At 67.6% G+C, this 12,228-nt stretch carries 11 protein-coding genes and 1 pseudogene; 3 read left to right on the top strand and 9 right to left on the bottom strand.

Annotation, left to right across the window (positions count from 1 at the left end):
* From K1Y73_RS19545 to K1Y73_RS19525, 5 genes and pseudogenes are all read right to left on the bottom strand, one after another.
* Nucleotides 1-137 (bottom strand): annotated as a pseudogene (locus K1Y73_RS19545) (bifunctional methylenetetrahydrofolate dehydrogenase/methenyltetrahydrofolate cyclohydrolase); the annotation flags it as partial.
* On the bottom strand, nt 134-706 hold the full coding sequence (locus K1Y73_RS19540; protein ID WP_225029981.1) for a sarcosine oxidase subunit gamma: 573 nt from the start codon (nt 704-706) through the stop codon (nt 134-136). The gene K1Y73_RS19540 and the pseudogene K1Y73_RS19545, both read right to left, overlap by 4 nt.
* The gene (locus K1Y73_RS19535; RefSeq protein ID WP_225029980.1) at nt 699-3,629 is read right to left on the bottom strand and encodes a sarcosine oxidase subunit alpha family protein; all 2,931 of its coding nucleotides are present in this window, start codon (nt 3,627-3,629) and stop codon (nt 699-701) included. Before K1Y73_RS19535 ends, K1Y73_RS19540 begins: the two co-directional genes overlap by 8 nt.
* Nucleotides 3,626-3,910: a sarcosine oxidase subunit delta gene (locus K1Y73_RS19530; protein ID WP_225029979.1), complete on the bottom strand. Its 285-nt coding sequence runs from the start codon at nt 3,908-3,910 to the stop codon at nt 3,626-3,628. Before K1Y73_RS19530 ends, K1Y73_RS19535 begins: the two co-directional genes overlap by 4 nt.
* 10 nt (nt 3,911-3,920) lie before the next feature.
* Nucleotides 3,921-5,171, bottom strand: coding sequence for a sarcosine oxidase subunit beta family protein (locus tag K1Y73_RS19525; protein WP_225029978.1), 1,251 nt, complete (start codon nt 5,169-5,171; stop codon nt 3,921-3,923).
* Nucleotides 5,172-5,328: 157 nt separating this feature from the next.
* On the opposite strand from K1Y73_RS19525, the gene K1Y73_RS19520 reads away from it, so the two are divergent.
* A complete protein-coding gene (locus K1Y73_RS19520; RefSeq protein WP_225029977.1) occupies nt 5,329-6,381 on the top strand; it encodes a GlxA family transcriptional regulator in 1,053 nt (350 codons plus the stop codon).
* Here the strand turns inward: K1Y73_RS19520 and K1Y73_RS19515 are convergent.
* From K1Y73_RS19515 to K1Y73_RS19500, 4 genes are read right to left on the bottom strand one after another with little or no spacing between them, the layout of a single operon-like run.
* Entirely contained in the window at nt 6,378-7,127 is a 750-nt protein-coding gene (locus K1Y73_RS19515) for an amino acid ABC transporter ATP-binding protein (RefSeq protein WP_225029976.1), read from the bottom strand. The genes K1Y73_RS19520 and K1Y73_RS19515 overlap by 4 nt on opposite strands.
* 11 nt (nt 7,128-7,138) lie before the next feature.
* Nucleotides 7,139-8,020, bottom strand: a complete 882-nt coding sequence (locus tag K1Y73_RS19510) for an amino acid ABC transporter permease (RefSeq protein ID WP_225029975.1) — start codon at nt 8,018-8,020, stop codon at nt 7,139-7,141.
* On the bottom strand, nt 8,010-8,765 hold the full coding sequence (locus tag K1Y73_RS19505) for an amino acid ABC transporter permease (RefSeq protein WP_225029974.1): 756 nt from the start codon (nt 8,763-8,765) through the stop codon (nt 8,010-8,012). Before K1Y73_RS19505 ends, K1Y73_RS19510 begins: the two co-directional genes overlap by 11 nt.
* Before the next feature lie 11 nt (nt 8,766-8,776).
* Complete coding sequence (locus tag K1Y73_RS19500; protein ID WP_225029973.1) at nt 8,777-9,610, bottom strand: transporter substrate-binding domain-containing protein; 834 nt, start codon at nt 9,608-9,610, stop codon at nt 8,777-8,779.
* Nucleotides 9,611-9,806: 196 nt separating this feature from the next.
* On the opposite strand from K1Y73_RS19500, the gene K1Y73_RS19495 reads away from it, so the two are divergent.
* Both K1Y73_RS19495 and K1Y73_RS19490 read left to right on the top strand, forming a co-directional pair.
* Complete coding sequence (locus tag K1Y73_RS19495; protein ID WP_225029972.1) at nt 9,807-10,679, top strand: substrate-binding periplasmic protein; 873 nt, start codon at nt 9,807-9,809, stop codon at nt 10,677-10,679.
* 4 nt (nt 10,680-10,683) lie between these two features.
* The coding region (locus K1Y73_RS19490) for a sensor histidine kinase (protein WP_263626700.1) at nt 10,684-12,228 on the top strand (1,545 nt) is incomplete at its 3' end.

Here is a 12,228-nt window from a genome sequence, read left to right as displayed (position 1 = left end):
GCCGGGTCTTCGCCGACCAGCACCACCGCCAGACCGGGCACCAGCCCCTGTTCCTCGCGCAGCCGCGCCACATGCGCGGCAACCTGCGCCCGCACCCCCGCCGCAAACGCCTTGCCGTCGATCACCTTGGCCGTCATGGTCCCCCCCTTTCCTGCCGCCGCGCCACTGTGGTCAGCGCATGCCAGACCGTCTCGGCGGCCGAGCGCATCGCCAGCACCGCCACCCGGTCCTCGGCCCGCCGGATCACGAAGACCGACAGATGCTCCAGCCCGGTCCGCATCGCCCGCCCGGGGCCGAAGCCCGCAAGGTCGATGTTCACCAGCCGCGCCAGCAGCGCCTCAAGCGGGGCCGCCCCGGCGCTTGAGGCGATCTCGATCACCGCCCAGGCATCGGTCTGCTCGGTGACCGAGGCGCCGGGGGCCCAGGCCTTCACCTGGGCGGCAAAATCCGCCTCGGCCTGGCCGGGCCCTTCGATCATCCACATGTCGGGCCCGGTCCAGAAGGCCGCCAGACCGGCCGTGCCGGCCCAGCCGCCGGGGCCCGGCAGAACCAGGTCGGGCAGGGCAGGTTCGGCGGCGCTTTGGCCGCGGCGCAGCGCCAGCGAGGCCAGGCCCAGCCCGGGATTTTCCGCCAGATGCAGGGCGCCGAAGCGCGCCTGTTGCGGCGCCTCGGCGCCAAGCGCGCAGATCGGGGTCAGGTCAGTCACGCAGGCGTCCTCCCTCGGGGTCGATGAAATGCGGGCTGGTCACCCGCAGCCGCACCTCTTGGCGCTGCAGCGGGTTGGCGGCCAGGATCACCTCGCCCATCCGCGCCGCGCCATCGGCCAGGAAGCCAAGCCCGATCATCGAGCCCAGATGCGGCGAATAGCAGGCCGAGCTGATCCAGCCCTGATCGGTCGCGGTGCCCTGTGCCGCGCCTTCGGTGAACAGATGCGCGCCGGCGGTCACGGGCTGCGCGGCATCGACCGGCTGCAGCCCGACCAGAACCCGCGTCTCGGCCATCAGCCCCTCGCGCCGGGTCATCACCGTGCCGATCGCATCCTTCTTGGCGCTGACCATCCGGCCCATGCCCAGCATCTGCGCCGTGGTCTGACCGTTCAACTCGTTGCCGGCCGCATGGCCCTTTTCGATCCGCAACACGCCCAGGGCTTCGGTGCCATAGGGCGTGGCGCCCAGATCCTTGCCGACTTCGACCAGCCGCGCCATCAGCGCCGCGCCATAGCGCGCCGGCACCGCCAGTTCATAGGCCAACTCGCCCGAGAACGAGATGCGGAACAGTCGCGCCCGCAGCCCGCCGCAGACGGTCAGCGCCGCACAGCCCATGAAGGGGAAGGCCGCGTTCGACAGGTCGAACCCGTCCACCACCCGCTCCAACAGCTTGCGCGCATGGGGCCCCGCGACCGAGACCTGCGCCCAGGCGTCGGTGGTGGAAATCAGCTGCACGTCCAGCTCGGGCCACAGGCATTGCCGGGCGAATTCCATATGGCGATAGACCGGGCCGGCCTGGGCCGTGGTGGTGGTGACGATGTAATGATCCTCGGCCAGGCGGGCGCAGGTGCCATCGTCATAGGCATGCCCGTCTTCGCGCAGCATCAGCCCATAACGCACCATGCCGACCTTCAGGCTGGCCATGGCATTGGCATAAAGCCGGTCCAGGAAGATCCCGGCATCGGCGCCCTGCACATCGACCTTGCCCAGCGTCGTCACATCGCACAGGCCCACGCCCGCGCGGGTGGCCAGCACCTCGCGGTCGACCGCCTGGCGCCAATGGGTCTCGCCGGGGCGGGGGAAGTATTGCGCCCGCAGCCAGGGCCCGACTTCCACGAAAACCGCGCCCTGCGCCTTGGCCCAGCTGTGGCTGGGGGTCAGGCGGCGGGGGCGGAAATGCGCGCCGGTATCGCCGCCGCCCAGCACCGCCAGCGAGACGGGCGTATAGGGCGGGCGATAGATCGTGGTGCCGGTCTGCGCGATCGACTGGCCGGTCAGTTCCGCCATCACCGCGATCGCGGTGACATTGGCGGTCTTGCCCTGGTCGGTCGCCATGCCAAGCGTCGTCCAGCGCTTCAGATGCTCGACCGGCCGCAGGTTTTCCTGATGCGCCAGCTTGATGTCCTTGACCGTCACATCGTTCTGGAAATCGACCCAGGCGCGCTTCTTGCCCGGAACGTGCCAGATCGGATGCGGCGGGGCGGCGCCATCCTCGGCCCGGGGCAGGTCGGGCAGATGCGCCGTCAGGCCCAGATCCTGAAGGGCGGCCCGCGCGGCCTCGGCCCCGCTGTGCAGCGCCGCATGGGTGCTGCCCTTGCCCGCCGCCGCACCGGCGACGATCTGGCCCGGGATGCCGGCGCCGGGCAGGAAGGCCTGCTGCGCGTCATCCCAGACCGGGCGGCCGCGCTGATGGCTGGCCAGATGCACATTCGGGTTCCACCCGCCCGAGACACCCAGGGCGCCTGCGTCAAGCCACTGGGTCTGGCCTTCGCGCGTCACGGCGATGGCGGACAGGCCCAGCCTGCCGCGCGTATCGGTGACCACGGACCCGGCGTAAACCGGATAGGGTCCCAAGGGCTTGGCATCCGGGCGCGGGTCGATCACGCCGGCGATTTCCACCCCTTTGGCGGCCAGATCCAGCGCCGTGCGGTGGCCGTCGTCATTGTTGGTGAAGATCGCCACGCGCTTGGCCGGGCAGGCCGCCCAGCGATTGGCATAGGCGCGCAGCGCGCCGGCCAGCATGATCCCGGGCCGGTCGTTCATCGCGAAGGGGATATGCCGCTCGGTCGCCCCGGCGGCCAGAACCGCGCGTTTCGCGGTGATCCGCCAAAGGGTCTGGCGCGGCGCCTCGCCGGGGGTGGGCAGGTGGTCCGAGACCCGCTCGACCGCGCCATAGACGCCATGGTCAAAGGCGCCCCAGACCGTGGTGCGGCGCATCACCCGTAGATTGGGCAGGCTGGCAAATTCGGCTTCCAGCCCAGCCACCCATTGCCGGGCCGGCGCCTCGTTCAGCAGATGACTTTCCGCCAGCAGCCGGCCACCCAGCCGGAAATCCTCATCGGCCAGGATCACCCGCGCCCCCGCCCGCGCCGCCGTCAGCGCGGCGGCAAGGCCCGCGGGGCCGGCGCCGATCACCAAGAGGTCGCAATGCAGAAAACCCTTTTCATAGGCGTCGGGATCGGCCTGCATCGACAGCGCCCCCAGACCCGCCGCCCGGCGGATCGCGGGTTCATACAGCTTCTCCCAGAAGGCGCGCGGCCACATGAAGGTCTTGTAATAGAAGCCCGCTGCGAAGAAGGGCGACAGAAGGTCATTCACCGCCAGCATGTCGAAACCCAGGGGGCCCACATGGTTCTGGCTGCGCGCCGTCAGGCCTTCGAACAGCTCTACCCCCGTTGCGCGGGTATTGGGCTCGGCCCGGGCGCCGTCGCGCAGGGTGACAAGGGCATTCGGCTCTTCCGAGCCCGCAGCAACCACGCCGCGCGGCCGGTGGTACTTGAAGCTGCGTCCCATCAGCCGCACGCCATTGGCAAGCAGCGCCGAGGCCAGCGTGTCGCCCGGATGGCCGGCATAGCTGCGGCCATTGAAGGTGAAATTCAGCACACGGCTGCGGTCGATCAGACCGCCGGCAAGCCTTGTCATTTCGACCTCCGCGCCAGGGCGACATCGCGGGCGAGTTCCGCCCCCAGGATCTCATGCGTTACCGTATCGCGGGTGACCACCAGCCAGCTGCGGTCGCCCTGTTCGTGGAACCACAGCTCGCGATGCAGCCCCGCGGGGTTGTCGCGCAGATAGACGTAATCGGCGAAGGCCTCGGCCGCGTCTGGCGCCAGCCCGTCGGGCCGGTCCAGAAGGCGGGCATCGCCCAGATAGGTGAATTCCTGCGCGTCGCGCAGACCAAGCAGCGGATGGGGGATCAGCATCTTCTTGCCTTCAATGCAGGTTGGGGGTCGCCCCCATGCCCTTTTCGTCGATCACATGGCCGCGGGCGAAACGGTCCAGCCGATAGGCCTGTGCCGTGTCATGCGGCCGGTCGGTGGCCAGAAGATGCGCGAAGGCATAGCCCGAGGCGGGCGTCGCCTTGAAGCCGCCATAGCACCAGCCCGCATTCAGATAGAGCCCCTCGACCGGCGTGCGGTCGATGATCGGCGAGCCGTCCATCGACATGTCCATGATCCCGCCCCAGATCCGCAACAGCCGCGCCCGGCCGATCATCGGCATCAAGGCCATGCCGCCCTCGGCCACGTCTTCGACCACCGGCAGGTTGCCGCGCTGGGCGTAGGAATTGTAGCCGTCGATATCGCCGCCGAAGACCAGCCCGCCCTTGTCGGACTGGCTGACATAGAAATGCCCGGCGCCAAAGGTGATCACGCCCGGGATCGTGGGCTTCAGCCCTTCGGACACGAAGGCCTGCAGCACATGGCTTTCGATCGGCATCCGCATGCCGGCCATGGCCATGACACGCCCGGTCATCCCGGCCACCGCCACGCCCACCTTGCCCGCGCCGATATACCCGCGCGAGGTTTCCAGGCCGCGGATGAGCCCGGCCTCGATGCGGAAGCCCGTGACTTCGCAATTCTGGATCAGGTCCACCCCGGCCCGGTCGGCGCCGCGGGCATAGCCCCAGGCCACCCCGTCATGCCGCGCCGTGCCCGCCCGGCGCTGCAACAGCCCGCCCTTGATCGGGAAGCGCGCATTGTCGAAATTCAGGAAGGGGATCATCGCCCGCACCTGATCGCGGTCCAGCAACTCGGCATCCGCCCCGGCCAGCAGCATCGCATTGCCGCGCCGCCGATACGCATCGCGCTGCGCATCCGTATGGATCAGGTTCACGATCCCGCGCTGGCTGACCATGGCGTTGAAGTTGAATTCCTGCTCCAACCCCTCCCACAGTTTCATCGAGAATTCGTAGAACGGCTCATTGCCGGGAAGCAGGTAGTTCGAGCGGATGATCGTGGTGTTCCGCCCGATATTGCCTTGCCCCAGCCAGCCCCGCTCCAGCACCGCGATGCGGGCCTGGCGGAAGGTGTTGGCCAGGTAATAGGCCGTCGCCAGCCCATGGCCGCCTCCGCCCACGATCACATAATCATAAGCCGGCTGCGGATCGGGATTGCGCCACAACGGGCCCCAGCCCTTGTGGCCCGTCAAAGCCTGCTGAAATACACGGAGTGCGGAGAAGCGCAATTCGCGGCATCCTTGCCTGTGGGATCTTGCCTCCAGATTTACGGCGTCGTGCGGCGGCTGGGTTGACCATGTCGGACGTGATCTTGTCTGTTTCGGACATCGCCGCTAAGGCTTGGTCCGGCGGCGCGACGGGCGCCGGACAGGCAAGAGGCGCGCGGTGGAGATCGCATTCATCCTGACCCCGGGCTATGCGCTGATGTCGCTGGCCTCGGCGGTCGAGCCGCTGCGGGCGGCGAACCATCTGGCCGGGCGCCCGCTGTATCAGTGCCGCTACATTTCGGGCGCCGGCGGGTTTGCCGCCTCGACCTCGGGCGGGGGGTTCCAGACCGAGCCGCTTTCGGCCTTGGCCCAGACCGATCTGGCGCCGCTGGATCTGGCGCTTGTGGTGGCCGGCGGCAATCCGATGCTGTTTGAGGACCGCAACCTGAACCGCGCGCTGCGGGCCCTTGCGCATCGCGGCGTGCCCCTGGGCGGGATCTCGGGGGGGGCTGCGATCCTGGCCAAGGCCGGGTTGATGGGCGGTCGCCGCTTCACCCTGCATTGGGAACATATCGACGCGCTGGCCGAATACGCCCCCGATCTTCTGATCGAGCGGGCGCTGTATGTGATTGACCGTGATCGGTTTTCCTGTGCGGGCGGCGTGGCCGCGATGGATATGATGGGCGCGCTGATCGCCCGCGAACATGGGGCGGTCTTCGCGCGGGCGGTGTCGGACTGGTTCATCCATCCGCGGCTGCGCATGGCCGACGAGCCGCAACAGGCCGGGGCCCGGCAGCGCTTTGACCTGCATCACCCGATGCTGGAGGCGGCGATCGACCTGATGACCAGCCATCTGGCCGATCCGCTGGGCCCCGCACAGCTGGCGCAATTGTCCGGCGGCTCGGCCCGGCAGCTGCAACGGCTGTTCGCGGCGCAATTCGACCAGCCGATGATGGGCTTTTACCGCGACCTGCGGCTGGCCAAGGCGGATGAGCTGCTGCGCCAGACCGCGCTGTCGGTGCTGGAGATCGCGCTGCTGACCGGCTTCACCAGTGCGGCACATCTGACGCGGCTGTTCACCGCGCGCTACGGCCAGCCACCCGGGCGGCGGCGCAAGGCCGCCGAGGTCGAAAGCAGGGGGGGCGAAAGCCGGGGGGCCGAGGGCAGGGGGGCCGAGGGCAGGGATACCGGCCCCGAGGGGCCGGACGCCGCCGTGCCGCGCCGGCGCTAAAGCACCTGATCCAGAAAGGCGCGGGTGCGCGGATCCTGCGCGTTCCCGAAGAAATCGGCCGGGGCGCCATGTTCGACGATCACCCCCTTGTCGGTGAAATAGACATGGTCCGACACTTCGCGGGCAAAGCCCATCTCATGGGTTACCAGGATGCAGGTCATGCCATCGGCGGCCAGATCCTTGATCGTCACCAGCACTTCCTTGACGGTTTCGGGGTCAAGCGCCGCGGTGACTTCATCGAACAGCATCACATCGGGGCGCATGGCCAGGCTGCGGGCAATCGCCACCCGCTGCTGCTGGCCGCCCGACAATTCGCCGGGATAGTGGTTTTCCTTGCCCTCAAGCCGCACCTTCTTCAGCAGGTCGCGCGCCCGCGCCTCGACCTCGGCACGGTTTTCCTTCAGCACCTTGATCGGCGCCATCATCACGTTCTGCAGCGCGGTCTTGTGCGGGAACAGGTTGTATTGCTGAAACACCATTCCGACCTTGCGGCGCAGCGCCAGCTTGTCCAGCTTCGGATCATGCACTTCCTGGCCCTCGACCAGGATCGAGCCGGACTGGATGTCGTTCAGCGCGTTGATGCAGCGGATCAGCGTTGATTTGCCCGATCCCGAAGGCCCGATGATGCAGATCACCTGGCCTTTCATAACATCCAGGCTGATGCCTTTCAGCACTTCGATGTCGCCATAGGATTTATGGACATTGCGGATCGAGACAAGGGGCTGGTCGGGGGTCCAGGGGGTCATCGGGAAGCCTTTCAGTTCTTGACCGCGACGCGGCGTTCCAGCCACAGGGTGAAACGGGCGATCGGGTAGCAATAGGCAAGGAAAAGAAGCAGCGCGAAGCTGTAGAAGGGCATCAGCAGCTCGGGGCGGTTGCCCTCGGCCTCCATCGCCTGGCGGGTCAGGCTGATGATCTCGTCCACCCCCAGAAGCGAGCAAAGCGGCGTCGACATCGTCAGGATGGCATACCAGTTCATCCAGGGCGGCAGCATGCGCTTGACGCATTGCGGCAGGATGATCTGCCAGATGGTCTGGCGGCGGGAAAAGCCCAGCGATTCCGAGGCTTCCCATTGCGCGGTCGGCACAGACTGCACCGCGCCGCGCACCACTTCGGCGATATTGGCCGACAGCGGGAAGGCCAGGCCGATCACCGTCTTCACCCAACCCGGCAGCGGGACCGTGTGGCCGAAAAGCGTGATCTGGAACGGGAAGGCCAGAAGGATGATGAACAGCAGCACCAGCCAGGGCGCATTGCGGAAGAACGAGACATAGGCCTGCGCCAGCCAGCGCAGCGGCGCCAGGCGCGAGATCAGCGCCAGCCCCGTCAGCGCGCCCACCAGCGTTCCCAGCGCCATGGCCAGGAACGAGATGAGGATGTTGAACATGAACCCCTTGCTGATCAGAAAGGGCATCCAGCGCAGCAGCTTGTCGAACGGGCTTTCCGCGCCGATCCCGCTTTGGGCCAGCGCCATGACCGGCACGGCCAGCGCGGCAAGCGCGATCAGCCAGGCCGGAATGCCGCCCAGCCAGCGCACCAGAAACAGCGCGTCAAAGGCCGGGCCGCGCGGCGCGAAGGGCAAAAGCACCGGCAGCGCGCCTTTGACATCGGCGGTTCGGATCAGGGAATTACGCGCCATAGCCGGGGATCCTCAGTTTCTTTTCCCAGCTGCCCATGCCCAGCGACAGGATGCCGACCAGGCCCAGATAGGCGACCAGAAGCAGCAGCATGGTCGGGTTTTGCGCCGAGGGGTAATCGTTCCAGATCGCCACCGACTGATACAGCAGTTCGGGCACCGCGATCGCGTAGGCCTGGTTCGTGGTCTTCACCAGATTGATCAGATTGGCCGAAAGCGAGGGCAGCGAGATGCGCAGCGCCAGGGGCAGGACGACATTGGTATAGGTCTGCAGCCGCGTCATCCCCAGCGATTCCGCGGCTTCGCGGGTGGAATGCGGCACTGCCTCGATCCCGGCGCGGAAGATCTCGATGTTGAAGGCGCCGGCAAAGAACGACAGCGAGATGATCGCCCAGCCGACGCTGGAAATCAGCGGCACTTCCAGCCAGCCATCGGGGCTGTAGCTGGGGGTGAACTGCCCCAGTGCGAAATAGAAGAACAGCAGCTGCAGCAGCGGCGGGGTATTGCGGAAGAATTGCACATAGCCCGCCACCGCCGCGCGCAGGAGGCTGCTTTTCGCCCCCTGCGCCCAGGCGCCCACGATGCCGATGATCACCGAGAAGATCAGGCAGAAGACGCTTAGCTTGATCGTCATCCAAAGGCCGGTCAGCACCCGGTTCATCTGGTGGTCGTCATAGATCCAGACAAAGTTCCAATGGGGCGCGCTGGCGGCCAGATCCCGGAAGAAATCCTGTATCGTGTCGATCATCGGCGCGGCGCTCAGTCAGCCAGCGGATCGGCGAAACGCTCGTGCATCTCGGCCAGGAAGGGGCTGGCCTTCACGCCCCATTCCTTTTCAAGCGCGATCAGCGTGCCATCGCGGTGCCAGGAATATTGCAGGCCCGACACGATCTGGCCCAGGGCGCAATTCTCTTCTTCCTTGGCGACAGCCAGACCCCAGGGGGCGAAATCCTCGACCGGCAGCGACATTTCGAAATCTTCCCAGCCGCCCCCGGCCAGATCGGCGCCGATGGTGGTGTCGTCATAGATGAAGGCCACGCATTTCTTGTCGCGCAGCGCCTGCTTGGCCTCGGCGGCATTGCCGAAGGCCACGATGGTGGCGCCATAGTTCTTTTCGATGTTCTGCAGATAGAACGAGCCCTGGATCGCGCAGGCCGGCTTGCCGCGCAGCTCTTCCCACTGGGTCAGGCCCATGGCCTTGGGCGTCATCGCGGCCGTGCCCGAGGCATAGTAGTTCGGCCCCTTGATGCCCACCATCTCGCGGCGGTCCGCGGTGTCGGTCATGGTGGCGATCATCAGGTCGATCTGGCCCTGCTGCAGGAACTGCATCCGGTTCGAGGCGATGACGGGCACCAGCTCGACCTTCACGCCCAGCGTGTCGGCCACCTTCTTCGCCATGTCCGGCTCCAGCCCGACGATGGCGCCATCGGTGTCGCGATAGCCCCAGGGCTTGTAATCGGCCTTCACGCCGACGACGAGCGTGCCCTTGTCGAGAATGCGCTTCAGCGCGGCGTTCTGGCAGGCCTCGGCGGCGGCGGCCAGCGGCGTCAGGGCGACGCTGGCGGCAAGGGCGGCAAGGATGGCTTTTTTCATGGAATGGAACTCCCTGTGCATTCGTGCGAAGGACTAGCAAGGCCGCTCGCGAAGGCGTGAGAGACAAAAATATTGGCCTGCGAGGGCAATATTTTCGTCGCCCCCGGTCCCGGCAGGGCGGCGCGGCCGGGGGCGATGGGCAATCTGGCGCGGCCGTCCGGGGGGCCGCAGGGCGATGGCGGAACAGGCGGATCGGATGCGCTTTCTTCGCAAGAACAAGGGCTTCGCAGCCGGTGCCAGAGCGATCTCGCGCCGAGGGCTGGTGCAGGCGGGGCTGGGGGCGATTGGCGCCGCGGCGCTGCCCTTGCCGGCGCTGTCACGGCCCGAAGCGCGGATCTGGACGCTGGCCGCGATGGAAGATTTTCCGCCCTACAACTATTACAGCGGTCCGAATTTCATCGGAATCGACGTCGAGATCATCTCCGAGGCCGCCCGTCTGCTGGGTCTGTCGCTGCAGATCCGCCCCTTGCCCTGGCCGCGGGCGATTCTGACCTTCAAGGCCGGCGGGGCGGATGGCATCTTTCAGCTTGCCCCGACGCGTGACCGCTTTGCCTTCTGGAACATGGCCGGACCGATGCGGCCGACGCGCCTGTCCTTCGCGGTGCGCGCCGACGACCCGCGGGTCGGCGCCGAGGTCGCGGCTGCGCGGCCAGGGGCAGGGGTCGCCGACCGGGCCGGGCAGGCCGAGGGCCGCTATGACATCGCCCGGCTGGCCGGCCACCGGATCGGTGTCGTGAACGGCTTTACCTACACGCCCGAATTCGACACGGCCGACAGCTTTGTGCGGGAAGGCTCGATCGACGATCTGACCAGCCTGCGCAAGCTGCTTCTGGGCCGGGTCACCACGGTTCTGGGCGGGGCGGCCAATCTGCGCTTTGCGGCGGACCGGCTGGGCGTGCGCGACCGGGTGCATATCCTGGCGCCGCCCTTGGCCGAGGTGCCGCGCTATGTCGGCTTCCGCCGCGATGCCGCCGGTGATCAGAAATCCGCGCTGATGCGGGCGGCGCTGCACGAGCTTCGTGCATCGGGGCAGGTCGACCGCATCCTTGCCCGCCATGGCGAGCTTTGATCCGATGCCGCTGCGCAGATCCAGCCTGGCGCGCCGCATCGCCTATGCCTCGGTCGGGATTTCCATTCTGTCGGGCCTGGGCCTGGGCGCGGTCTCGGCGATCAGCGATTACCGGCGCAGCTTTGATCTGGCGCTGGAAAACCATGGCCGGATCATCCAGGCCGCGCTGCCGCAGCTGGAAAGCGCCTATTGGGATCTGGATCTGGCCGCGGTTCAGGCCACGCTGGACCGTCTGGCCGAGACGCCCTTGGTGCAAGAGGTGCGGATCCGCGATCAGGTGTTCAGCGCCGAGGAACTGGCCTCGGTCGCGGTTCCCGATCTGGTTGCGCAGTCCGACCGGCCGCGCGCGCCGGTCTGGCCGCTCAGCCGGATCGTGCCGGCCGACTGGCTGGTGGCGACACATGATCTGGCGCTGTACGGGCGCGCCGGGCCCGATCCGATTGCCAGCCTGTCGGTGCGGCTGAACTATGCCGGTCTTTACGACGATCTGGGCTATCGGGCGCTGTCCCTGATGGCCACGACCATGCTGCAGGCGCTGCTGATCGCGGGGCTGTTGTTCCTGCTGATCCGCGACCGGATCATCTCGCCCCTGAACGCCTTGGCCAAGGCCGCGCGGTCGCATCGCGAAAGCGGCACCTTCCGGCTGGACGGCCTGCCGGTGACGCGCGGGGGGGGGAACCGCGAGGATGAGATCTCGGTCCTGGCGCGGGATTTCGGCCGCACGGTGATGCGGATGGAACGCTACCGCGACCATCTGCAGGAAGAGGTGGACCAGCGCACCGCCGAATTGGTGGTGGCGCGCAATGACGCGCTGGCCGCCAGCCGGGCGAAATCGGCCTTTCTGGCCAATATGAGCCACGAGATGCGCACGCCGCTGAATGCGATCACCGGCCTGTCGGATCTGGTGCTGGCCGAGGGGCAGACCCCGGCCACCCGCCGCCACATCAACGACATGCGCCATGCCGCGCGCCAGCTTCTGGGCTCGATCGACCAGGTGCTGGACCTGTCGAAGCTGGAAGCCGGGCAGATCCGCTATGCCCATGCGCCCTATCACCCGGTCGAAGTGTTTGACGAGGTGATCGCGCAGACCCGGGTGCTGGCGGCCGGCAAGCCGATCTCGGTTGAAGGCGATCTGGACCCGGCGATCCCGCCCGTGCTGCTGGGCGACGGGCAGAAGATCACCCAGATTCTGCTGAACCTGACCAGCAATGCGGTCAAGTTCACCGAAAGCGGCCGGATCCGGCTGCATCTGCACCGCCGCGAGGGCTGGCTGCGGATCACTGTTGCCGATACCGGCAGCGGGATTGCCACTGCGCAGCGGGCGGCGGTGTTCTCGCCCTTCACCCAGGGCAATGAAAGCGCGTCGCGCAATGTCTCGGGCACCGGGCTGGGCCTGACCATCGCGCGGCAAATGGCCGAAGGCATGGGCGGCGCGCTGACGCTGGCCAGCCGGGCGGGGCGGGGCAGCCTGTTCGTGCTGCGCCTGCCGCTGGTCGCCGCCGCCGAGAGGGCGCCACCGGATCGCGCCCCGCTGGACTGCCCGGCACTG

It is taken from the genome of Xinfangfangia pollutisoli (assembly GCF_020179405.1).
In the GTDB taxonomy this organism is placed as follows: domain Bacteria; phylum Pseudomonadota; class Alphaproteobacteria; order Rhodobacterales; family Rhodobacteraceae; genus Pseudogemmobacter; species Pseudogemmobacter pollutisoli.
Note: the sequence above shows the minus strand (reverse complement) of the source record. Positions and strands in the feature narration are given on the sequence as shown.

What these genes read in the sequence shown, in the direction of transcription:
- K1Y73_RS19505 (WP_225029974.1), bottom strand. Translation starts at nt 8,765, where the DNA reads ATGATCGACACGATACAGGATTTCTTCCGGGATCTGGCCGCCAGCGCG.
- K1Y73_RS19535 (WP_225029980.1), bottom strand. Translation starts at nt 3,629, where the DNA reads ATGACAAGGCTTGCCGGCGGTCTGATCGACCGCAGCCGTGTGCTGAAT.
- K1Y73_RS19495 (WP_225029972.1), top strand. Translation starts at nt 9,807, where the DNA reads ATGCGCTTTCTTCGCAAGAACAAGGGCTTCGCAGCCGGTGCCAGAGCG.
- K1Y73_RS19515 (WP_225029976.1), bottom strand. Translation starts at nt 7,127, where the DNA reads ATGACCCCCTGGACCCCCGACCAGCCCCTTGTCTCGATCCGCAATGTC.
- K1Y73_RS19510 (WP_225029975.1), bottom strand. Translation starts at nt 8,020, where the DNA reads ATGGCGCGTAATTCCCTGATCCGAACCGCCGATGTCAAAGGCGCGCTG.
- K1Y73_RS19500 (WP_225029973.1), bottom strand. Translation starts at nt 9,610, where the DNA reads ATGAAAAAAGCCATCCTTGCCGCCCTTGCCGCCAGCGTCGCCCTGACG.
- K1Y73_RS19530 (WP_225029979.1), bottom strand. Translation starts at nt 3,910, where the DNA reads ATGCTGATCCCCCATCCGCTGCTTGGTCTGCGCGACGCGCAGGAATTC.